The sequence below is a fragment of the Roseateles aquae genome (assembly GCF_032337115.1).
Taxonomy (GTDB): Bacteria; Pseudomonadota; Gammaproteobacteria; order Burkholderiales; family Burkholderiaceae_C; genus Roseateles_C; species Roseateles_C aquae.
In genome coordinates, this window is sequence record NZ_JAVXZY010000001.1 from 770,880 (window position 1) to 792,751 (window position 21,872).

Annotated in this window: 16 protein-coding genes and 1 pseudogene; all 17 read right to left on the reverse strand. The window is 65.6% G+C overall.

The features are described from left to right. Window positions 1-475: 475 nt before the first annotated feature. Window positions 476-5,482, reverse strand: a complete 5,007-nt coding sequence (locus RQP53_RS03305; protein WP_315648611.1) for a PAS domain S-box protein — start codon at window positions 5,480-5,482, stop codon at window positions 476-478. Then, entirely contained in the window at window positions 5,482-6,162 is a 681-nt protein-coding gene (locus RQP53_RS03310) for a histidine phosphatase family protein (protein ID WP_315648613.1), read from the reverse strand. Before RQP53_RS03310 ends, RQP53_RS03305 begins: the two co-directional genes overlap by 1 nt. Continuing rightward, complete coding sequence (locus RQP53_RS03315; RefSeq protein WP_315648614.1) at window positions 6,159-7,292, reverse strand: response regulator; 1,134 nt, start codon at window positions 7,290-7,292, stop codon at window positions 6,159-6,161. Before RQP53_RS03315 ends, RQP53_RS03310 begins: the two co-directional genes overlap by 4 nt. Window positions 7,293-7,515: 223 nt before the next feature. Continuing rightward, window positions 7,516-8,511: a dienelactone hydrolase family protein gene (locus RQP53_RS03320; RefSeq protein WP_315648615.1), complete on the reverse strand. Its 996-nt coding sequence runs from the start codon at window positions 8,509-8,511 to the stop codon at window positions 7,516-7,518. Between the two features lie 138 nt (window positions 8,512-8,649). Then, window positions 8,650-9,063, reverse strand: coding sequence for a RidA family protein (locus RQP53_RS03325; RefSeq protein WP_315648616.1), 414 nt, complete (start codon window positions 9,061-9,063; stop codon window positions 8,650-8,652). Beyond that, window positions 9,056-9,505 carry an acyl-CoA thioesterase gene (locus tag RQP53_RS03330; protein WP_315648617.1) on the reverse strand — a complete coding sequence of 150 codons (450 nt, stop codon included), beginning with the start codon at window positions 9,503-9,505 and terminating at the stop codon, window positions 9,056-9,058. Before RQP53_RS03330 ends, RQP53_RS03325 begins: the two co-directional genes overlap by 8 nt. Before the next feature lie 123 nt (window positions 9,506-9,628). Beyond that, on the reverse strand, window positions 9,629-10,372 hold the full coding sequence (locus RQP53_RS03335; protein ID WP_434064041.1) for an ABC transporter ATP-binding protein: 744 nt from the start codon (window positions 10,370-10,372) through the stop codon (window positions 9,629-9,631). Window positions 10,373-10,494: 122 nt separating this feature from the next. Continuing rightward, a pseudogene (locus RQP53_RS03340) lies at window positions 10,495-11,250 on the reverse strand (ABC transporter ATP-binding protein); the annotation flags it as partial. Then, complete coding sequence (locus RQP53_RS03345; protein ID WP_315648618.1) at window positions 11,243-12,232, reverse strand: branched-chain amino acid ABC transporter permease; 990 nt, start codon at window positions 12,230-12,232, stop codon at window positions 11,243-11,245. The pseudogene RQP53_RS03340 and the gene RQP53_RS03345, both read right to left, overlap by 8 nt. A 3-nt stretch (window positions 12,233-12,235) precedes the next feature. Then, window positions 12,236-13,156: a branched-chain amino acid ABC transporter permease gene (locus tag RQP53_RS03350; RefSeq protein ID WP_315648619.1), complete on the reverse strand. Its 921-nt coding sequence runs from the start codon at window positions 13,154-13,156 to the stop codon at window positions 12,236-12,238. A 114-nt stretch (window positions 13,157-13,270) separates the two neighbouring features. Further along, entirely contained in the window at window positions 13,271-14,440 is a 1,170-nt protein-coding gene (locus RQP53_RS03355; protein WP_315648620.1) for an ABC transporter substrate-binding protein, read from the reverse strand. Window positions 14,441-14,462: 22 nt separating this feature from the next. Continuing rightward, window positions 14,463-16,076 carry an AMP-binding protein gene (locus RQP53_RS03360; RefSeq protein ID WP_315648621.1) on the reverse strand — a complete coding sequence of 538 codons (1,614 nt, stop codon included), beginning with the start codon at window positions 16,074-16,076 and terminating at the stop codon, window positions 14,463-14,465. A gap of 35 nt (window positions 16,077-16,111) precedes the next feature. Then, window positions 16,112-17,269: an acyl-CoA dehydrogenase family protein gene (locus RQP53_RS03365; RefSeq protein ID WP_434064042.1), complete on the reverse strand. Its 1,158-nt coding sequence runs from the start codon at window positions 17,267-17,269 to the stop codon at window positions 16,112-16,114. A 2-nt stretch (window positions 17,270-17,271) separates the two neighbouring features. Then, the gene (locus tag RQP53_RS03370) at window positions 17,272-18,123 is read right to left on the reverse strand and encodes an enoyl-CoA hydratase family protein (RefSeq protein ID WP_315648622.1); all 852 of its coding nucleotides are present in this window, start codon (window positions 18,121-18,123) and stop codon (window positions 17,272-17,274) included. Beyond that, entirely contained in the window at window positions 18,120-18,671 is a 552-nt protein-coding gene (locus RQP53_RS03375; RefSeq protein WP_315648624.1) for a MarR family winged helix-turn-helix transcriptional regulator, read from the reverse strand. Before RQP53_RS03375 ends, RQP53_RS03370 begins: the two co-directional genes overlap by 4 nt. Then, window positions 18,668-19,441 carry an SDR family NAD(P)-dependent oxidoreductase gene (locus RQP53_RS03380; protein ID WP_315648625.1) on the reverse strand — a complete coding sequence of 258 codons (774 nt, stop codon included), beginning with the start codon at window positions 19,439-19,441 and terminating at the stop codon, window positions 18,668-18,670. The genes RQP53_RS03375 and RQP53_RS03380 overlap by 4 nt, the downstream gene beginning before the upstream one ends. Then, the gene (locus RQP53_RS03385; RefSeq protein WP_315648626.1) at window positions 19,438-21,765 is read right to left on the reverse strand and encodes a bifunctional salicylyl-CoA 5-hydroxylase/oxidoreductase; all 2,328 of its coding nucleotides are present in this window, start codon (window positions 21,763-21,765) and stop codon (window positions 19,438-19,440) included. The genes RQP53_RS03380 and RQP53_RS03385 overlap by 4 nt, the downstream gene beginning before the upstream one ends. Window positions 21,766-21,872: the final 107 nt, after the last annotated feature.

The following is a 21,872-nucleotide window of genomic DNA, read 5'->3' on the forward strand; positions in this document are numbered from 1 at the left end:
AGTCGTTGATCGTCAGACGGAATGTGGGGCGCCTGGCGGTTCTGAAAAAGCAGTCTTTCAGGAACCCGAACATCGGATAAACCTGAACATAGGGCGGCGCTTCGGCCGCAGACTTCGGGTTTTGACGGCTCCGTTCGGCGCGCGCTGCAGAACGCGAGCCTCCTGGTGCCTAGCCCCGTGGAGAAACAGCCGATGCCCAACACTCGAACCGCGAATGCCGTCCGTCTGGAGTTCGCGCCTGACTCCCTGGTTCAGTCGAATCTGTCAGGCGCCACCCGGCAGCCTTCCAGGACGCGGTCATCCAGGGCGCGGTGTTCAAGCCACTAGCTGAGAAGATGGAGCGCAGCCGTGTTTACGCGGCCTGGCGGGAGGATTCGGTGCCGGCCATGAGACAGTCGTTTTGGGCTGCCAGGCATGGCAGCCGAGACTCAACATTGCGCCTGCGCAGGCCAAGGAGCAAGCGCGAGTGGAGCGGCTACAACTCGACACCGCGAGTGGCCATCGCACTGCGCAGGCGCTCAAGACCCAGCGAAAAGTCAAAGTCATGGATGGCCCGCTCAATCGGCCCAAACGACTCGCCCAGGGCCGCATGCAGCAGCGCCGTGTTGGCATCAAAGCGCTCAACAGCGCCAAAGTCATCCGCTACCAGCGCCGCAGCCAGCTGACTGCACACACGCCTCAGCTCAGGCACATGGTCATCGGCCTCGCGAGGCCCTGTCGGCTCGGCTGAGGCTGCAGGCTGCAAACGACGGCCAATCGCCGAGACCAAATCGGCCAGCGAGTGCGCCACCTGGGCCGTCGACGCATCGAGCAGTGGCCGTGGGCCATGATCGTTGACGCTGCGCTCCAGCCCGAGCGCCAGGACATGCAGCGCTCCGGCGCCGATCTGCGCGCACAAGCCCTTGAAGGTATGGGCAAGAAGCTCGGCGCTGTGCCAGTCACCGGCGTCCAGAGCAGCGGCTAGGCGGGCTGGAAAATCACGCTGGGTCTTGCTGAACTTGTCCAGCAGCGACAAATACAGCGACTCGCGTCCGAGCGCATGACGCAAGCCGACCTGCACATCCAGACCAGCGATGGGCCCGATATGCGCTGCCACCGCATCGCCGTCTATCGGTGGCGTGGGCAAGGCCATGGCCATGTCGGCCGCACGCAGCGGGGGAATCCATCGCAGCAGCGTTGCCCAAAGCTGCTCGGGATCGATGGGCTTGGCGACATGGTCGTTCATGCCCGCCTCCAGGCATCGCTCGCGATCGCCGCCCATGGCATTGGCCGTCATGGCGACAACAGGCAGCGTCGCGCAGGCCGGCAGCACACGCAAGGCCCGCGTCGCCGTGAAGCCATCCATGACAGGCATCTGCAGATCCATCAGCACGATTGCAATGTCTGGCGCTGCGCCCTGGCGCTTCAGCCGCTCCAGCGCCACGGCGCCGTTCTCGGCCAGTTCCACGACAAAGCCGGCTTGCTGGAGCAGTTCGGTGGCGACCTGCTGGTTGAGCTCGTTGTCTTCAACCAGCAGGATACGCGCGCCGGCAATCGTCGACAGATCGGACGCCGGCCTCGACCCGGCAGCCGGCAAGGCCGCGCCAGCCGGCATTCCGCCCAGCACATGCACCACGGTGTTGAACAGCAGCGAGGAGGTCACCGGCTTGAACAGCACGCCTTCAAAGCCCACGCCCTTGGCAACGCTCATCACCTCGTCGCCCATATGGGCGGTGATCATGACCAGGTGCGGCCCCGATCCTGCAAGCAGACGGCGAATTTCCTTGGCACTTGCAATGCCATCCAGCTCGGGCATCTGCCAGTCGAGAAAGACGATGTCGTAGGGCTCACCGGCCTCGATGGCACGCCGCACTTCGGCAACGCCTTGCCGCCCGCCGCCCGCGGACGCGACCACGAAGGACATGCTGCGCAGCAGATCGACGATCACCTCGCGTGCATGATCGTTGTCGTCAACGACCAGCATGCGACGGCCGCGCAAATCGGGCTCGGGAACGAGAAGGCGCGGCTGGGCCTGGCCCCTGCCAAGCCTTGCGGTGAACCAGAAGGTTGAGCCCTTGCCGACCTTGCTTTCGACCCCGACCTCCCCTCCCATCAGCTGCGCCAGCTGGCGCGAGATGGACAGCCCCAGGCCCGTGCCACCGTACTTGCGCGTGGTCGACGCATCGGCCTGTTCGAAGCTCTGAAAGAGCCGGCTGCACTGCTCTTCGTCCAGGCCAATACCGGTGTCGCTGACCTGGAAGCGCAGCACGACCTCCGCGGCCGCCGACTGCGCCACCGCGACGCTGATGGCGATATCCCCGCGGTCGGTGAATTTGACGGCGTTGTTGGCATAGTTGATGAGCACCTGGCCCAGTCGCAGCGGGTCACCGATCAGGCTGTGCGGAACCTCGCGACCGATTTCCAGAATGAGTTCAAGCTTCTTGGCAGCGGCTTTCTCCGCGATCAGGCCCGCGACGCTGTCGAGCACCTCATCCAGCTCGAATTCGACCGCCTCGACGGTCAGCTTGCCCGCCTCTATCTTCGACAGGTCAAGAATGTCATTGATGATGCCCAGCAGGTGCTGCCCCGCCGCCTGAATCTTTTTCAGATAGGCCTGCTGCTGCGGCGTCAGCGCCGTCTTCATCGCCAGATGCGACATGCCGATGATGGCGTTCATGGGCGTGCGGATCTCATGACTCATATTGGCCAGAAAGTCCGACTTGGTGCGGGCAGCCTTCTCGGCCAGCAACTGAGCCTGGCGCATCTGCTCAATGCCGGCGCGTTCGGCAGTGATGTCGTCAATCACCCAGACGGTGCCCTTGGCGTGGTCGCTCAGATCCACCGCGGTACCGGTCAAGCGGGCCCAGAAGCGGCTGCCATCCCGGCGCGTCAGCTCCTGCTCGCGACGATGGACTTCACCGCGCCAGATCTGCGTGTAGACCGGCTCGCCACCGGCATCATTGGCTGCAGCATCGGCATACCAGATGGCCGTGGGCTGGCCCAGCATGGCGCCCGGCGGCCAGCCGAACATCTCATGCAGGCGACGGTTGCCGCGAAGGATGCGACGGTCCGCAATCAAGGCGATGCCTGAGCTGGCCGTATTGAAGATCGCCTGCTGCTCATCATTGACCTGGCGCAGCGCTTGAGCGGCAGCGCGTTCGGCGGTGATGTCCTCGAATATTGCCACCAGTCCGCGCGTCAGATCGGTGGCATCGATGGCGCGACTGAAAACACGGCACCAGAGCGGCTGCCCGTCCTTGCGCAACAGCGACATCTCGCGCACATCGATCGCGCCGCTGGCCATCTGCGGATAGATCTCGGCGCCGGCCTGCTCGTAGGTGGCATCGTCCGGATACCACAGCCGTGTCGAGCGCCCGGTCTGCTCGCCGAAGCCATAGCCGAACATCTCATCCATGCGCCGGTTGCAGCGAACGATGATGCGCTCCTTCAGCAGCACAATCCCGGTGCTGGCGGCCTCGAACAGCGCGTCCTGCTCACGCATCGCCGTTTGCAGCTCGGCCGTGCGGCTTTCAACAAGCTGCTCCAGGTGATCGCGATGGCGTTCCAGCTCGTCGGCCATCGCCTTCTTCTCGGTGATGTCTTCCTTGATGGCCACATAGTGTGAGACGGCGCCTTCAGGCTGATGTATCGGCGCGATGTTCGCGAATTCCACATACTCTCGGCCATCCTTGCGGCGGTTAAAAAGCTCGCCTCGCCAGATCTCGCCGCGGGCCAGCTGCGCCCACATGGCTTCAAAGCTTGCCTTGGGTGTGCGGCCGGACTGCAGCACCCGCGGGTTCAGACCAATCGCTTCAGCGCGGCTGTAGCCGGTACTTCGCTCGAAGGCCTCGTTAACGTATTCGATCCTGGCGTTGAGGTCGGTAATCACGACCGAGCTGGGGCTCTGTTCGATGGCCAGGGACAGCTTGCGTATCTCCGCCGCCGCCGCCTTCTCGGCGCTGATGTCGCGCCAGATGCCCACCAGGTACTCGCAGCCGTTCTGCTCGATGGCCCGCACATGGACGCGGACATCGATCAGCGTACCGTCCTTGCGCCGGTGCAGGGTCTCGAACTCTGCGCCCCCTTGCTCCACGATGACTTGAACGGCTTCAGTCAGCTGCTGCGGCGTCATGCCAGCCTGCACATCAAACAGCCGCAGGCCGAGCATTTCCTCGCGCGAGTAACCCAGCATCTGGCAACTCGCCTCGTTGACTTCCACATACTCCAGGCTCAGGCGGTCGACCAGCTCGATGGCGTCGGGCGCCTCGGCAATCACGGCATCGATCAGCGCCTGCCGGTCTCTTTCTGACGCAGCGATGCGATGCCGCTCGACGGCCGTCGCCAAGTGAGCGGCGATGGCCTCGAGCAAGGCCTGCTCCTCGGGCAGGAAGGGCTCGCCGGCTTCCGGCGGCAGTGGCTGGCCGTAGACCATGATCACGCGGGACGGCTGTCCGTCGATGCCGACAAAGGGCACGCTCAGAGACGGCCCTTCGGCCTGCGTGCCGTAACGTCGATCACCGCATTCGATACACCCCGCCGCCAGTTCCGGATATCGCATCGCAGCGGCCAGCCGTCCGGCGACCATCTCGAACAAGGTGTCTATGTCGATGTCATCGCGGGCCTTGATGCGGACGACGTCGAACAGGCATGAAAGCTCCTTCATGCGCTCGCCTAGATCAGCCTGCGCCTGACGGTGGGCCAGGCTGGTGTCACGAAAGGCCAGCACGGCGTGGGCGAGGTCGGTCAGCAGGCTACGCCGTTGATCGGCCAGCTGACGAACCTGAGACAGGGTCGGTGGATTGACCGCCCCCTTCGACAGTGCATCCAACGCCGAGGTGATGGCCGACAGCCGCCCGGTGAGGCGAAGCATCAGCCAAGCCCAGATCACAATCAGGCACGCGACCAGCACGCCGCCAACGATGGCGTTCTGGATCAAATGAACGTGCAGCGACTCTTCGCGCGTTGCACTGCGACGCTCCATCTGCTCGTTAAGCTTGGCCGCTACCGCCCGGACCCGCTGCGACAGCTGCAGCTGACTGAGTGTCGCCTGATTGGCGTGCCCCATCGCCGCAGCCGGATCGATCACCGCCAAGTCTGTGGCCTGCACGATGGCCGTGCGATAGGCCTGGAAGTCCTGCTGCATCGCGCGCAGGCTGTCAGCGTCTACAGCATCCTTCAGCCCGGCAAGCTCCAGTTCCAGTACCGCCAGCTGATTGACCAGCTGGGCGTGCAGGCGGTAGGCCGCCGCCTGATCGATGCGCGCTGAACGGGCGCGCTCCATGAGCTCCGTCGCCTGCGCCTGAACCACGGCAATGCCATTGTTGACGTTTCTGTTGAGGCGCAGCTTGCGCTGATCTTGCGCCTCTTCAGCGACGGCGGCCAGGTGCCCTGCCCGCAGTTCCAGAAACGACAGCAGATTGATTCCTCCGGCTAGCAAGGCCACCAGAGCCACCGGCAGAAAGAACGCCAGTAGATAGGGTGGCAGCCTGCGGCGTGAGGCCATCACGGACGCCCCGGGCGCAACAACTCGCCCCAGAGCGCCGGCGGGATGCTGGCCACGTATTCGAAACCGCCCTTCTCACCCAGCGGCCGAAAGACCACCAAGGTGGCTTCCTTGGGAAAGTAGCCCATCAGGTCCATCAGGTTGGGCGCATGCGCAATGAGCAGCCGGTTATTGCCGGCTGCGACGGCCGTGGACAAGAGCTGACGCGTGCGGGCGATGATGGGCGCCTTCTGCACATCGGTGAAATTGGCGGTGTACATCAGTTGCTGATCCAGCACATAGGCCTGGCCCGGGAAGGCATCGGCCACCGTGTCCCTGACCCGGCAAAGCGGGCTGATGAGGATGTCTCCGATGGGAATCCTGGCCTTGCGCATCGCTTCGCCGACGCGAACCGCCATCTTGTGTCCTTCGGCAGAGAGCGGCCGTTGCGTCGAGCAATCGTTCAGATCCACACCCGTGGCACGGTCGGGCTTGCTGTTGTCGGTCGCACCATGGCGCAGATACAGCACGAACCCGCCACGACGCAACTGCTCCAGCGTCTGGGCACTGCCCGGCACCTCGTCAAAGCGGCTGGCCGCCGGGGGTGGCATGCCATAGGCGTCGGCCCGCACGACCGGCAGGCAGCACAGCAGCGCCGCAGCCGCCATGCAAGTCCTGAGCTGGGCTGAAACTGCTCTCATGCTGGATCAGCGAAGCGGGCCGCGATCTCGGCGAACTGCTCGCGCTGCGCCACGAACGCATCAACGACCGCCGGATCGAAGTGCTTGCCCCGCCCTTCAAGAATGATGGCCGTCGCTTCGTCCAGCGTCATCGGCGGCTTGTAAACGCGCCGGCTCATCAGCGCATCAAAGACATCGGCCAGGGCCATCAGGCGTGCGGCCACCGGGATCGCATCGCCAGCGCTGCCCGCCGGGTAGCCGCTGCCGTCCCACTTCTCCTGATGCCCCAGGGCGATGTCCTGCGCTACCTGAAGGAAGGCAAAGGCGCTGTCGGCCACTTCAGCCAAGGCCGGGTCGGCCCCGGTAAGCGCCTGCGCCATCGCTCTGCCGATGGCCTCCGAACCGATGGTCGTGTGCGTCTTCATGATCTCGAATTCTTCGGCGCTCAGCTTGCCCGGCTTGAGCAGAATGGCGTCCGGAATGCCGACCTTGCCAATATCGTGCAGCGGCGCCGCTTTGACGATCATGCCGAGCTTAGGGCCGGCGAGCGCCTTCTGAAATCGCTCATGCGTGAGCAATGCCTTGGCCAACAGCTCCACGTAGATCTGCGTGCGCACGATGTGCTGGCCGGTTTCGTTGTCACGCGCCTCGGCCAGACAGGCCAGCGCTCGCACGCTCAGATCCTGAATCAGCCGATTCTCATGCATGCGGCGCTCGACCTCACGCTCAAGCCAGTCGTTCTGCGCGGCCAGGCGGTCGCGTGCCTGCTTGAGCTCCAGCTGTGTGCGGACACGGGCCAGCACGATGGACGGGTTGAAGGGCTTGGTGATGTAGTCCACCGCGCCCAACTCCAGACCGTGCTCCTCGTCTTCGGTGGCGACCATGGCGGTCACGAAGATGACGGGAATCTCGCGGGTCCGTGCATCGCTGCGCAGCCGGCGCAGGACTTCATGCCCGTCCATATCCGGCATCATCACGTCGAGCAGGATCAGGTCGGGGCGCGGCTCGGTGACAGCAGCGCGCAAGGTTCGTTCACCTGAATTGGCCGCCCTGACGTGGTAGTAGGGTTTCAGCAACTCGCCGAGTACGGTGAGGTTTTGCGGCGTGTCATCAACGATCAGGATCGTTGATGTCGGCAGGCTTGCATGCATGGCGACGTGGCTCCAGGATGAAGACGCTGGGCGAGTCCGCTGCGCAGACTGTCAATATTCATTCTCGGCCTTTTCGCAGGCGCGGCAAAGAAACGATTGACGCTGCCCTCGCCCGATCAGTGCCGAACTTGACCCAGGTCAGGTCGATGCGCGCCACTCATGCAGCTTGGCGCCTGCCACCATGCGAGCCAACCCTTGGCCGCCAGGCAGCGCCTGCGCACGCTTACAGACGCCTGGAAAAGAACCTGAGCACCTCAGCGCGCGCCTGATACGCCTGCTCAACCGAGGGGCTGATCGCGACCGAGGGGACAACGCCGGTCGCGAAGTAGCTGCCCCGGTCGGCATAGGGATCAGGCGCAACGATGGGCACCTGCAGGCGATCCCAGGCATGCCGGGCACCGCCATACACATTGAGAGTGACGACGCCGCCATTGGCCGGATTCACCGCTGACACCATTGCCTCACAGGGCTGGCTGCCGTTGTCGTAGCCGTCCTCGCTGCCTATCTGGATCAGCACCGGCGCGCCGGTCAACTGCTGCCATTGCACGCCGAACTTGGCTGGCGTCGTCTTCAACGCCGACAGCACCGCCGCATTGTTCCAGGCATAGCAGACCGGATAGTGGGCCACATGGGCCTTGAACTTGCGGCCGCCGCCGAACTGCCCGGCGTAGAGTCGCTCGGCGGCGCCGAGACTGATCAGCCCTCCCCACGAAAAGCCGAGCACGCCGACACGGCTGCCATCGATGCCCGGCTGCTGGGCCAGGAAGTTCAGCGCCGAGAAGGCATCGGGATAGGTGAGGATGGGCGCACTGGGCCGCTGGCTCAGATTGCTGACGCCACGGGCCTGCCACATATCGATCTGCAGCGTGACGATGCCGGCGGCGTTCAGCGCGGCTTCGTAGAAATCGCCGCGGGCATCGACACCGGCCGAGCCGTGCAGGATCAGCACCGCGGGCAGTTTGCGCACCGTGCTGTCGTGGCGCTCGGTCGGCCGCGGTACGCTGAGCTTGCCCTGTATCGTCAGCATCGTGCCGGGCGCCGCCAGATTGGGCGACGGGAAGCTGATGAAGGACACGTCCAGCCGCGAGGCGGGCTGCAAGGCCAGTTCGCCGGCGGCCGTTGCCGCGTGTGTCAGCGGCGCTACCGCCAGCAGCGCGGCCAGTGCCAGCCTGGCTTTCCACGTCTGCCACTGCAGATGGCGTTTGATGCGAGATTTCATGCGGGTCTCCGTCGCTATCGGCCGGCACCTCACTGGCGCCTCCCTGCCAACAGCGCCAACATACCACCCGCTAGCGCGTTACGTCCTGCACTCCGCCGCCAAAAGAGAAAGGGTCTGTAAATGCGTGGCGCCGGCCCTTCAGCCCAGCACCGCCGTCACTTCGATCTCGACCTTGGCGCGGTCTTCCATCAGCGCCGCCACCTGCACGGCACTCATCGCCACGCCGTACTCGCGCCCCAGCACCTCGCGGTAGACCTGCCCGACCTCGCGGCCGCGGGCGATGTACTCGCGCTTGTCGAGCACATACCAGGTCATCCGGCAGATGTGCTCGGGCGCCGCACCAGCCTCGGCCAGCACGGCCTTGATGTTCAGCAGCGCCTGGCGCACCTGGGCGACGAAATCGTCGCTGTCGAACTGGCATTGCGCGTTCCAGCCGATCTGGCCGGCGACGAAGATCTGCCGCCCGGTGGCCGCCACGCCATTGGCATAGCCCTTGGGCGCTGCCCAATCGGCCGGTTGCAGGATCTGCTTGTTGCTCTTGTTCTCACTCATGGCTGGCACTCCTGGCACGCTCGAGGGCGGCGCGTAAATCATCGGGGAAAGGCTGGGGCTGGTGGCTCACGAGCGAGGTACAGACCAGCACCTGATCGAAGCCGACGCGCAGGTCCGGCCCGGCACCCGAGCCGTGGAACTCGACGCGCAGCGTCAGCGATGTGCGCCCCAGCTTGACGATGCTGACCCGCTGCGCCAGCCGCTCGCCCATGCGGCTGATGCGCTTGAATTCGGTGTTCAGCTGCACGGTAGGCAGGCCAACGCGGCGCGGCCCGAGCAGCTCGGCGTAGTTCACGCCCAGGCCCTCGGTCAGCCAGTCTTCGATCAGCGCATTGAGCATCTCGAAGTAGCGCGGATAGAAGACGATGCCGGCCGGGTCGCAATGGCCGAAGCGCACCAGTTCCTGTCGCCGATAGACGGGGTTCATTGCTTGATCAGTCATGGGACACTGCTCGTGGGCGGCAAAGCGCCGAAATACCCAGCGACGTCCGACGATCCGGCTCCGCCGGGCGTTCGGACGTGCCCCCTTGAGGGGGCCGGCGCAGCCGGTACGGGGTGGTCCATCTCATACTCCCACGTAACGTTGCCAGAGGCTGGGATCGGCATCGAGCGCCGGCGAGTCGCCCTGCCAGGCGATGCGGCCGCGCTCGAGGATGCTGTGCCGGTCGGCCAGCGCGATCAGGCGGCGCACGTATTTGTCGACGACCAGAATCGTCTGCCCCTGCGAGCGCAGCTGTGCCAGGCAGCGCCAGATCTCTTCGCGTATCAGCGGCGCCAGGCCTTCGGTGGCCTCGTCAAGAATCAGCAGATGCGGATTGGTCAAGAGTGCGCGGCCGATGGCCAGCATCTGCTGCTCGCCGCCGGAGAGCTGGCCGCCCATATGCTGGTGGCGCTGCTGCAGGCGCGGGAACAGGGCATAGACCCGTTCCAGATCCCAGCGCATGCTGATGGCGCCGCTGCGGTTGGCCGCGAAGGCCAGCAGGTTCTCGCGCACGCTCAGGTTGGGGAAGATCTGCCGGCCTTCGGGCACCAGGGCCAGGCCCAGGCGCGCGATGCGGTCGGCGCTCCAGCCGGTGATGTCTTCGCCAGCAAAACGGATGCGACCGCCGCGCGGCTTCAGCCAGCCGCACAGGCATTTGATCAGGCTGCTCTTGCCCATGCCGTTGCGGCCCAGCAAGGTCGCGACCTCGCCGCGCTCGATGCGCAGGTCCAGGCCGAACAGCACCTGGCTGTCGCCATAGGCAGCTTCGAGGCCTTCAACTTCCAGCAAGGTGCTGAAAGGCGTAGAGGCTTTGGTGCTCGTCGTCATGTTCAGATACCCATCGGTACGGTCGGGTCCATGCCATCGCGGTAGGACTGATCGCTGAGCTCGATATCGGCCAGCAGACCGTCGGTGCTGCTGCCGACCGCTGCGCGCTGCGGCGTTTGGCCCGAGGCCTCGCTGAGTTCATCACCGAGATAGGCCAGGCGCACTTCGGGATGGGCGCGGATCTCGGCCGGCGTGCCGCAGGCGATCACCCGCCCGGCCACCAGCGTCGAGATGCGATCGGCGAGCCGGAACACCGCGTCCATATCGTGCTCCACCAGCACCAGGGTCAGGTGTTGCCGCAGATGCTGCAGCAGCGCGAACATGCGCTCCGATTCATCGGGCCCGAGGCCGGCCATAGGCTCATCCAGCAAGAGCAGGCGCGGCTTGGCGGCCAGCGCCAGGCCCAGCTCAAGCAGGCGCTGTTCGCCATGGCCCAGGCTGCCGGCACTGCGCTCCAGCTGGCCGGTGAGGCCGATGCGCTGGGCAATCGCCTCGGCCTCGGCATGGGCCATGATGTCGCGCCGTGCTGAACGCCACCAGCTGCGGCCGCCATCGCGCCGCGCCAGCACCGCCAGCAGCAGGTTGTCCATCACGCTGTAGCGACGAAAGATGCTGGTGATCTGGTAGGAGCGCACCAGGCCGGCGCGCACGTGCGCGTCCATGGGGGCCAGGGTCAGGTCTTGACGCTCGAAGATCACCTGCCCGGCATCGGGCCGCAGCGCGCCGCTGATCTGCTGGATCAGCGTCGTCTTACCCGCGCCATTGGGGCCGATCAGCGCATGCACCTCGCCTTCGCGAACGAGCAGATTGGCCTCATCGGTGGCGCGCAAGGCGCCAAAATTCTTGACCAGGCCTTGCACCCGCAGCAACTCAGCCATGGCGGGCCTCCTTTCGGCGCAGCAAGGCGCCCATGCCCTGCGGTGCATAGAGCACGACCAGCAGCAGGAGCAGACCCAGGGCCATCTGCCAGTGCAAGGTGTAGCCAGACAGGAACTCTTCCAGCAGCAGCAAGACCGCTGCGCCCAGCACCCCGCCCCAGAGCAGCCCGGCGCCGCCGATGATGACCATGATCATCAGCTGGCCGCTTTGCGACCAATGCATCATGTGCGGCGTGACCAGCCCGTTCAGATTGACCAGCAAGGCACCCGCCAGCCCGGCCAGCGCAGCGGCCAGCACAAAGGCCTGCCACTGCAGGCGCTGCACTGGCGTGCCCAAGGCGCGCATCCGCGTCTCGTTGTCCTTGATGCCCTGCAGCATCCAGCCAAAGGGCGCGTTGAGCAGGCGTTGCAGCCCCGCCATCACCAGCGCCGCCAGCGCCAGCACCAGCCAGTAGAACTGCTGGTCGTTGGCCAGATTGAGGCCGGGCAGCAGCGAGCGCGCAGGCAATGGCAGGCCATCGTCGCCGCCATAGTTCTTCAGCGAGACGACGAGGAAATAGAACATCTGCGCAAAGGCCAGCGTGATCATGATGAAGTAGACGCCACGGGTGCGCAGGCTGATCGCGCCGATCACGGCCGCTGCTGCCGCACTCACCGCCATCGCCAGCGGCCAGGCCAGCCAGGCCTGCAGGAGCAGCGGGTGGCCGGCCCGGCCGATCTCGGCCAGCACGGCCACGGTGTAGGCGCCCAGGCCGACAAAAGCCGCATGGCCGAAGCTGACCATGCCGCCGAAGCCAAGGATCAGGTTCAGGCTGCTGGCCGCAATGGCGAACACCAGTACCCGGGTGGCGACGCCGGTATAGAACTCCAGACCCACCGCCGCCAGCGCCTGCGGCAAGGCCGCCAGCAACAGCAACAAGGCCAGCGACCCCCAGCGGCCGAGGCCGGTGTGATGCAAAGAGGCAGAAGAAGATGTGTTCATCAGTCAGGACCGGGCGGGGAACAGGCCTTGCGGCTTCCAGAACAACACGGCCGCCATCAGCACATAGATCAGGATGGAGGCCAGCGCCGGGCCGAGATTGGCGGCCAGTTCGGCCGAAGCCATCTGGCGCAGCAGCAGCGGCAGCAGGCTGCGACTGGCGGTATCGACCAGCCCCACCAGCAGCGAGCCGATCAGGGCACCGCGGATGGAGCCGATGCCGCCGATGACGATGACCACAAAGGCCAGGATCAGAATGCTCTCGCCCATGCCCACCTGCACCGCCAGCAACGGCCCGAGCAGCGAACCGGCCAGCGCGCACAGCGCCGCGCCAAAGCCGAACACCAGCGTGAACAGCCGCGAGATATTGACGCCCATGGCCATGGCCATGGGCCGGTTCGAGGCCCCGGCCCGCACCCACATGCCGATGCGGGTGCGCGTCACCAGCACAAAAAGCAGCGCCGCCACCGCCATGCCAACCGCAATGATCAGCAGCCGGTAGGCCGGGTAGAACAGGCCCGGCAGCAGCTCGACCGGGCCGGACAGCAGCGCCGGCGTATTCAGCATCAAGGGCTGCTCGCCCCAGATCATGCGCACCCCCTCGTTGCAGATCAGGATCAGCGCAAAGGTGGCCAGCACCTGGCTCAGGTGGTCACGCTGGTAAAGCCGGCGCAGCAGCGTCAGCTCCAGCAGCATGCCAAACACCGCTGTGCCCGCCAGCGCGGCCAGCACGGCCAGCAGAAAGGAGCCGCTGGCCGCCATCACCGCAGCGGCCAGATAGGCGCCAATCATGTACAGCGAGCCATGGGCCAGATTGATCATGTCCATGATGCCGAACACCAGCGTCAGGCCGGCCGCCAGCAGAAACAGCATCAACCCGAACTGCAGGCCGTTGAGCAGTTGCTCGGCAACGAGAATCCAATCCATTAAGTACTCACGCAGACACAGGAAGGTATTCCCCAGCGGAGCCCGAGGATCCGGCTCCGCCGGGCCTACGGGCTCGCCCCCTGGAGGGGGCGCGCGAAGCGCGTAGGGGGTGGGTCATTTCATCTTGCAGCTGGCTGCGTATGCGTCAGCATGGTTCTCGAAGATCTTGCCCAGCATCTTGTTCGTCACCCGGCCTTGCGCGTCCTTGCCGATGATGCGCAGGTAGTAGTCCTGGATCGGGTACTGGTTGTTGTTGAACTTGAAGGGGCCGCGCACCGACTCGAACTTGGCCGCCTTCAGCGCCTTGAGCACCGCGTCCTTGTCCTCGATCTTGCCCCTGACATCGCGCACTGCGGCGTTGATCAGCAGCGCGGCGTCATAGCCCTGGCTGGCATAGAGCGAGGGCAGGCGCTTGTACTCGGCCTGAAAATCGGCAACGAACTTCTTGTTCGCCGCGTTGTCCATGTCATGGGCCCAGTGCGAGCTGTTGAACATGCCCAGCATCGGCTCGCCCACGGCCTTGATCACGTCCTCATCGGCCGAGAAACCGGGGCCAAACAGCGTGATGTCGCGAGACAGGCCGGCGCCGACAAACTGCTTGATGAAGTTGATGCCCATGCCACCGGGCAGGAAGATGTACATCGCATCGGGCTTGGCGGCGCGGGCCTGAGCCAGCTCGGCGGCGTAGTCCAGCTGGCCGAGCTTGGTGTAGATCTCGTCCGCCACGGTGCCCTTGTAGAAGCGCTTGAAGCCGTTGATGGCGTCCTTGCCTGCCGGATAGTTGGGCGCCAGCACGACGACCTTCTTGAAGCCCTTGTCCATCACCGTCTTGCCGACCGCCTCGTGCAGGTTGTCGTTCTGCCAGGCGACGTTGAAAAAGAAGGGATTGCACTGCTCACCGGCGTATTGCGAGGGGCCGGCATTGGCGCTGATATAGGGTGTCTTGCTGTCGAACACCGTCTGGCCGACGGCCAGCATGATGTTGGAGAACACGATGCCGGTCATGAAGTCGACCTTGTCGCGCTTGAGCAGGCGATCGGTGGTCTGCTTGGCCACGTCGGGGTTCTGCTGGTCGTCGGCCGTCACCACCTCAGCGGGCAGGCCGCCGAGCTTGCCACCCTGGGTCTTCAGCGCCAGATTGAAGCCATCGCGAATGTCCACGCCCAGGCCGGCGCCCGGGCCAGACAGCGTGCTGAGCAGGCCGACCTTGACCTTGTCGGCGGCGAAAGTCGCTTGAGCGGCCAGCAGCGCCACGGCGGCGCAGAGCATCGTCCTTGTCTTCATCGTCTTTGTCTCCTGGAGGGGGTCAAGCGGATTGCTTCAACTTGAAGCGCTGCAGCTTGCCGGTTTCGGTGCGCGGCAGGCTGGCGCGGAACTCTATCGCACGCGGGTACTTGTAGGGGGCAACGGTTGCCTTCACAAAGTCTTGCAGCGTCTTGACCATGGCGGCATCTTCCGCGTGGCCGGGCCGCAGCACGACAAAGGCCTTGACGATCTGGCCGCGTTCCTCGTCCGGCAGGCCGATCACACCACATTCAGCCACCGCCGGATGGGCCAGCAATGCCGCCTCGACCTCGGGGCCGGCAATGTTGTAGCCGCCGGAGATGATCATGTCGTCGGTGCGGGCCTGGTAGACGAAATAGCCGTCGGCATCGATCAGATAGGCGTCGCCGGTCAGGTTCCAGCCCTTCATCACATAGCCGCGCTGGCGCTCGTCGGCCAGATAGCGGCAGCCGGTCGGGCCCCTGACCGCCAACTTGCCCACCTGCCCCGGTGGCAAGACCTGACCCTCATCGTTCATCACGCAGGCCTGGTAGCCGGGCACCGGCTTGCCGGTGGCGCCGGGGCGGGCCTCGGTTTCGGTGTGCGAGATGAAGATGTGCAGCATCTCGGTGGCACCGATGCCGTCGATCATCTCTATCCCGCTGGCCTCTTTCCAGAGCTTGCGTGTCGCCGCCGGAAGCGCCTCGCCGGCACTGACGCACTTGCGCAAGCTGCTGAAGTCATGCTGAGCGACTTGAGCAGCCATAGCGCGGTATGCGGTAGGCGCGGTAAAGCACACGGTGGCGCGGTACTCGGCGATGGCGGCCAGCAGCGCGTCCGGCGCAGCCTTTTCCAGCAGCACGGTCGAGGCACCCACGCTCATCGGGAACAGCACCAGGCCGCCCAGGCCAAAGGTGAAGGCCAGCGGCGGGCTGCCAATGAAGATGTCATCAGCCACCGGCTTCAGCACATGCGGCGGCCAGCAGGCGCAGATCGCCATCACGTCGCGATGGAAATGCATGGTGCCCTTGGGCTGGCCGGTGGTGCCCGAGGTGAAGGCGATGATGCAGCAGTCGTCGGCCGCGGTGTCAACGTTCTGGAAGCTCGCCGGCTTGCCGGCAGCGCGCGCCTCGATGCCGTCCGCCGCATCGCTCATATAGTGTGCCACCGAGCGCAGCACCGGGCATTGCGCCTGCGCCAGCGTCAGTTCCTCAGCCAGCCGCGCATCGCACAGCGCATGGCTGACCTGGGCCTTGTCAATCACCTGCCCCAGTTCCTTGGCGCGCAGCAGCGGCATCGTCGCCACCGCAATCGCACCGACCTTCATGATGGCGAACCAGCAGGCCGCCATCATCGGCGTGTTGGCACCGCGCAAGAGCACCCGGTTGCCGGGCAGAACGCCCAGATCCTCGACCAGCACATGGGCGATCCGGTTGGCCTCGGCTTGCAGATCGGCATAGCTCCAGCGCAGGCCCGGCGCCTGCATGCACAGGCGATCGCCCTGCCCCGCGGCCACCCAGCGGTCCAGCAATTCGCTGGCGCAGTTCAGCCGTTCGGGGAACTGCAGCTCGGGCAGTTCGAAGTTCATCTCGGGCCACTGCTCGCGCGGCGGCAGGTTGTCGCGCGCAAAGGTGTCAACGTGGGATGACGGGGTCATTGCTTGTCTCCTCTTGCCTGCGGCGGTGCTCGTCGTCACACGCTCTTGAGCAGGTCTCGGCCAATGATCAGTTGCTGGACCTCGCTGGCACCTTCGTAGATGCGCAGCGCACGGATCTCGCGGTAGAGCGACTCCACCATCTCGCCGCTCTTCACCCCGCGGCCGCCGAACAGTTGCACGGCCGCATCGATGACGCGCTGCGCGCCCTCAGTGGCCATCAGCTTGGCCATGGCCGCTTCGCGGGTGACGTTCTGGCCCTGGTCGCGCTGCCAGGCGGCGCGGTAGACCAGCAGGGCCGAGCTGTCCACGGTGCAGGCCATATCGGCCAGCTTGGCCTGGGTCAGCGGCAGATCGGCCAGCGTGGCGCCGAACATCTTGCGCTCGCGGGCCTGCTGCAGGCCTTCCTGCAGCGCGCGGCGTGCAAAGCCCAACGAGGCCGCCGCCACCGAGGTGCGGAACACATCGAGCGTGCGCATCGCTACCTTGAAGCCCTCGCCCGGCGCGCCAATCATCTGGCTCTTGGCGACCCGGCAGTTGCTGAACTTCAGGCGCGCCAGCGGGTGCGGCGCGATCACCTCGATGCGCTCGGCGATCTCGAAGCCCGGCAGCCCGGCATCGACGATGAAGGCGCTGATGCCTCTGGACCCTGGCGCTTCTCCGGTCCGCGCAAACAGCACATAGAAATCGGCAATGCCGCCGTTGGAGATCCAGGTCTTCTCGCCGTTGAGCACATAGCTGTCGCCATCCTCGACGGCGCTGCACTGCATGGCCGCCACATCCGAGCCGGCCTCGGGCTCGGACAAGGCAAAGGCCGCCAGTGCCTCGCCCCGCGCGACCCGTGGTAAATAACGCTCTCGCTGCGCGGCCGTGCCGGCCAGCGAGATCGCGCCCGAACCGAGGCCCTGCATCGCAAAGGCGAAGTCGGCCAGGCCGTTGTAGCGCGCCAGCGTTTCACGCAGCAGGCAGATGGCGCGGGTGTCTATGGTGTCGGCCGCGCCGCCCAGGGCCACGCCGGCAATCGCATGCTTGAGCCAACCGGCCTCACCCAGCGCCTTCACCAGGCTGCGGCATTCGGCATCGATGTCGGCGCCGTGGCCGGCATGCAGGTATTGCGCGCACCAGGCGTCGAGCTCGGTGGCAAGCTGGCGGTGTGGGTCGCCGAAGAAAGGCCATTCAAGATGCTTCAAATGCACGATCAGTCTCCCTCGAATACTGGCTTTTGCTTTGCCACAAAGGCGTGATACGCCCGATGGAAATCCTGCGTCATCATGCAGATTGCCTGGGCCTGGGCCTCGGATTCGATCGCCTCGTCCACGCTCATCGCCCATTCCTGGTGCAGCATCTTCTTGGTCATCGCGTGGCCGAAGCTCGGGCCGGCAGCGATCTCCGCCGCCCACTGCAGCGCAGCGGCTTCCAGCGCCTCGGGCTCGGCCAGGCGATTGTGAAAGCCCCACTGATAGGCCTCGTCGCCGCCCAGTGAGCGGCCCGAGTACAGCAGGTCCGAGGCGCGGCCCTGGCCGATGATGCGCGGCAAGATGGAGCAGGCGCCCATATCGCAGCCGGCCAGGCCGACGCGGGTGAACAGAAAGGCCAGCTTGGAGCGGGCGGTACCAACGCGCAGATCAGCAGCCATGGCCATGATGGCGCCGGCACCGGCGCAGACGCCGTCGATGGCCGCCACGATGGGCTGCGGGCAGGCGCGCATGGCCTTGACCAGATCGCCGGTCATGCGGGTGAAGGCCAGCAGGTCCGGCATCGTCATTTGGGTAAGCGGGCCGATGATCTCGTGCACATCGCCGCCAGAGCAGAAATTGCCGCCGGCCCCTTGCACGACGATGGTCTTGACCTCGTCGACATAGCAAAGCGTGCGGAACAGATCGCGCAGCTCGGCATAGGAGTCAAAGGTCAGCGGGTTCTTGCGCTCGGGGCGGTTCAGCGTGATCACGCCGACCGCACCCTCTTGGCGCCACAGAAAATGCTGCGGCTGATAGGCGGCCAGGCTGTGGCGATTGCCGGCGCTCAGGTGCGCATCGATGGGGCGGCTCATGGTGTCTTCTTCTCCTTGCGGACGGTTTTCTTGCTGGCAGTGGCAGGCGCAGCCTCCAGCGTGCCCAGATGTTGTTTCAGATCGGCCAGCAGACCATAGACCTGGCCCTTCTGTTCCGGGCTCCAGCCGGCCAGCAACTCGACCACCCAGCCCTCGTGCGTGGCGGCCATCTTCTTGAACTGGCGTCGCCCGGCCGGCGTGAGCTTGACGCTGAAGGAGCGCCGGTCGCTCGGGTGCGGCACGCGCAGCACCAAGCCTTCGGACTCCAGCTGATCGGTGATGCCGGTGATGTTGCCGCCGGTGACCATCAGCCGCTGCGACAGCTCGCGCATGGCCAGGCCCTCGGGATGGCGCTCAAGCTGCGCCAGCAGGTCAAAGCGCGGCAGTGTGGTGGCGAAATCCTGGCTCAGGCGTTTGCGGATCTGGCCTTCGATCCGCGTGGTGCAGGCCAAGAGGCGCAGCCAGAGCTTGAGCGCCTGGTGATCATCGGCACTGACGCGCGACTCCAGATCGGGGCCCAGGCTGTCGCCAGCGTCGAGTGTGTTCATGACCATTCCCCGCCGCAGACGGCAATCGCCTGCCCGGTCATCGCGCTGGCGCCGCGCGAGGCCAGCCAGGCCACCGTGTGCGCCACTTCCTCGGGCTGCACCAGCCGGCCCTGCGGATTGCCGGCCGCCAGCTCCTGGCGCGCCGCCTCGGCCGTGCGGCCGGTCTTGGCGACGATGTTGGCGACCGCCTGCTCGACGATCTCGGTCTCGGTATAGCCCGGGCAGACGGCATTGACCGTGACGCCCTTCTTGGCCATTTCCAGCGCCAGCGCGCGCGTCAGGCCGAGCACGCCATGCTTGGCCGCGCAGTAGGCCGCCACATAGGCATAACCTTTCAAAGACGCGGTGCTGGCCACATTGATGATGCGCCCAAAGCCGCGCTGCGCCATGCCGGCCACCACCTGCTGGGTGCAGAGGAAGGTACCGGTGAGGTTGACCTGCAACATCTGCTGCCACTGCGCCAGGCTGGTCTTCACAAACGGCGCCGTCTGCGCCTGGCCGGCGTTGTTGACGAGGATGTCCACCGCGCCAAAGTCCGCCGCTGCGGCCGCAAAAGCGGCCTGCACGCTCGTTTCGTCGCCGACATCGCAGCGCTGCTCGGCCACCGGACCCAGCTCAGTCAACCGCGCCCGCTGCGCCTGCAGGCGCGCCAGATCGCGGCCCATCAGCGTGACGCGCGCACCGCGCAGCAGCAACTCACGCGCCACCGCCGCGCCAATGCCGGAGCCACCACCGGTGACCACCGCATGAAGGCCTTGCAGCTCGCTCATGGCTTGGCTGCTTTCTCGCGTGCAAACAGGCTTTCCATCTGCGGCTTGCCCGAGCGGTATTGCTTGGGCCAGGCCAGCTCGGTGAAGCCGATCTTGGCCGCTTCGGTCAGCGTCCAGGCCGGATTGGCCAGATGCGGGCGGGCCACGGCGCAGAGGTCAGCCCGGCCGGCGGCGATGATGGAGTTCACATGATCGGCCTCGCTGATCGCACCAACGGCGATGGTCGGGATGCCGGCCTCCTGGCGGATGCGGTCGGCAAACGGGGTCTGGAACATGCGGCCGTAGACCGGCTTCTCGGCCTTGCTGACCTGGCCCGAGGAGCAATCGATCAGATCGGCGCCGGCCGCCTTGAAGGCCTTCGCGATCTCTACCGCATCGGCTGGCGTAATGCCGCCCTCGACCCAGTCATGCGCAGAGATCCGCACCGACATCGGCAGATGCTCCGGCCAGGCCGCACGCACCGCGGCGAACACCTCCAGCGGGTAGCGCAGGCGGTTCGCCAGGCTGCCGCCGTACTCGTCGCTGCGCCGATTGGTGAGCGGCGAGATGAAGCTGGAGAGCAGATAGCCGTGCGCGCAGTGCAGTTCCAGCCAGTCGAAGCCTGCCGCAGCGGCCCGCTTCGTGGCGGCCACGAAGTCGGCCTTGACACGATCCATATCGCCGCGGTCCATGGCCCGCGACAGCTGGCTGACGCCGTCCAGATATTGCTGGGGCGAGGCGCTGATCAGCGGCCAGTTGGCGTTCGCGTCGGCCAAGGGGCGGTCGATGCCCTCCCAGGCCAGGCGGGTCGAACCCTTGGCGCCGGCATGGCCCAGCTGCACGGCCAGCTTGGCGTCGGAGTTGGCGTGAGCCCAGTCGACGATGCGTTTCCAGGCGGCGCCTTGTTCGTCCGTCCACAGGCCTGGGCAGCCCGGGGTGATGCGCGCATCGGGGCTGACGCAGGTCATCTCGGCAAACACCAGGCCAGCGCCGCCCATGGCGCGCGCGCCCAGGTGGACCAGGTGGTAGTCGCCGGCGATGCCGTTGACGGCCGAGTACTGCGCCATCGGCGACACCACGACGCGGTTCTTCAGCGTCACCGAACGCAGCGTGTACGGCGTGAACATCGGTGGAACGGCCGGCAAAGCCGGGTCGCGATCCATCCCGGCACGCGCAGCAAACCAGCGCTCGTAGCCCTCCAGCCAGGCCTTGTCGCGCAGGCGCAGGTTTTCGTGGCTGATGCGCTGGCTGCGGGTCAGCATCGAGTACATGAACTGCTCGGGCTCGAGCTGGTCGCAATAGCGCAGGCCGCAGACCTCGAACCATTCCATCGCGTTCCAGGCCGCGTTCTGCAGGCGCAGCGTTTCGATGCGGCGCGCATCCTGGTAGGCAGCCAGCACGGCGGGGATGTGGCAGCGGTCATCGCCTTCCTGCTTGAACAACCGGGTCAGCTCGATCGCATCCTCGATCGCCAGCTTGGTGCCGGAGCCGATGGCGAAATGGGCCGTGTGCACGGCGTCGCCCATCAGCACCACATGGCTGCCATGCTTGTTCTGCAGCGACCACTGCTCGCAGACCACGCGTTGGAAGTTCAGCCAGGCCGAGCCGCGCAGATGGCGGGCATTGGTCATCAGCTTGGCGCCCTGCAGGTTCTTGGCGAAGAGCTGCTCGCAAAAGGCGATCGACTGCTCCTGGTCCGCCTTGTCCAGACCATGGGCGAGCCAGACATGCTCGGGGCATTCGACGATAAAGGTCGTGGTCTGCTCGTCGAACTTGTACACATGGGCCTGGAACCAGCCGTGCTCGGTCTTCTCGAACAGGAAGTTGAAGGCGTCGTAAAGCTTGTGGGTGCCCAGCCAGATGTAGCGGTTCGGGCGGGTGACGATGTCGGGCTTGAAGACGTCGGCGTAGCGGCCGCGGATGCGCGAGTTGATGCCGTCGCTGGCGATGATCAGGTCGGAGTCGGCGTAGTCTTCGTCCGACTGCGCATCGCACTCGAACACCAGCTTGACGCCCAGCTGCTCGCAGCGCGCCTGCAGGATGTTCAGCAGCTTCTTGCGGCCGATGCCGACAAAACCATGGCCACCCGAGCGGATCGCCCGGCCCTTGAAGTGCAGCTCGATATCGTCCCAGTGATTGAAGGCTTCCTGGATCTCGGCGGCGGTCTCTGGGTCCCACTCGCGCATATTGTCCATCGTCGCATCGGAGAACACGACGCCCCAGCCGAAGGTGTCGTAGGGCTTGTTGCGCTCGACTACGGTGATGTCGTGCGCCGGGTTGAGCTTCTTCATCAACAGGCCGAAATACAGGCCCGCCGGACCGCCACCGATGCATGTGATGCGCATTGCCTTGTCTCCCGCGGCCAGGCCGCTTGATCGCTTCTCTGTTGGCAATCAATTTAACCGTGAATAGTTTATGTGTAAAGCATATTCACGAAGATCGAGGCGCGACG

Coding starts and splice junctions, on each gene's coding strand:
- RQP53_RS03305 (WP_315648611.1), bottom strand. CDS start 5,482: ATGGCCTCACGCCGCAGGCTGCCACCCTATCTACTGGCGTTCTTTCTG.
- RQP53_RS03310 (WP_315648613.1), bottom strand. CDS start 6,162: ATGAGAGCAGTTTCAGCCCAGCTCAGGACTTGCATGGCGGCTGCGGCG.
- RQP53_RS03315 (WP_315648614.1), bottom strand. CDS start 7,292: ATGCATGCAAGCCTGCCGACATCAACGATCCTGATCGTTGATGACACG.
- RQP53_RS03320 (WP_315648615.1), bottom strand. CDS start 8,511: ATGAAATCTCGCATCAAACGCCATCTGCAGTGGCAGACGTGGAAAGCC.
- RQP53_RS03325 (WP_315648616.1), bottom strand. CDS start 9,063: ATGAGTGAGAACAAGAGCAACAAGCAGATCCTGCAACCGGCCGATTGG.
- RQP53_RS03330 (WP_315648617.1), bottom strand. CDS start 9,505: ATGACTGATCAAGCAATGAACCCCGTCTATCGGCGACAGGAACTGGTG.
- RQP53_RS03335 (WP_434064041.1), bottom strand. CDS start 10,372: ATGACGACGAGCACCAAAGCCTCTACGCCTTTCAGCACCTTGCTGGAA.
- RQP53_RS03345 (WP_315648618.1), bottom strand. CDS start 12,232: ATGAACACATCTTCTTCTGCCTCTTTGCATCACACCGGCCTCGGCCGC.
- RQP53_RS03350 (WP_315648619.1), bottom strand. CDS start 13,156: ATGGATTGGATTCTCGTTGCCGAGCAACTGCTCAACGGCCTGCAGTTC.
- RQP53_RS03355 (WP_315648620.1), bottom strand. CDS start 14,440: ATGAAGACAAGGACGATGCTCTGCGCCGCCGTGGCGCTGCTGGCCGCT.
- RQP53_RS03360 (WP_315648621.1), bottom strand. CDS start 16,076: ATGACCCCGTCATCCCACGTTGACACCTTTGCGCGCGACAACCTGCCG.
- RQP53_RS03370 (WP_315648622.1), bottom strand. CDS start 18,123: ATGAGCCGCCCCATCGATGCGCACCTGAGCGCCGGCAATCGCCACAGC.
- RQP53_RS03375 (WP_315648624.1), bottom strand. CDS start 18,671: ATGAACACACTCGACGCTGGCGACAGCCTGGGCCCCGATCTGGAGTCG.
- RQP53_RS03380 (WP_315648625.1), bottom strand. CDS start 19,441: ATGAGCGAGCTGCAAGGCCTTCATGCGGTGGTCACCGGTGGTGGCTCC.
- RQP53_RS03385 (WP_315648626.1), bottom strand. CDS start 21,765: ATGCGCATCACATGCATCGGTGGCGGTCCGGCGGGCCTGTATTTCGGC.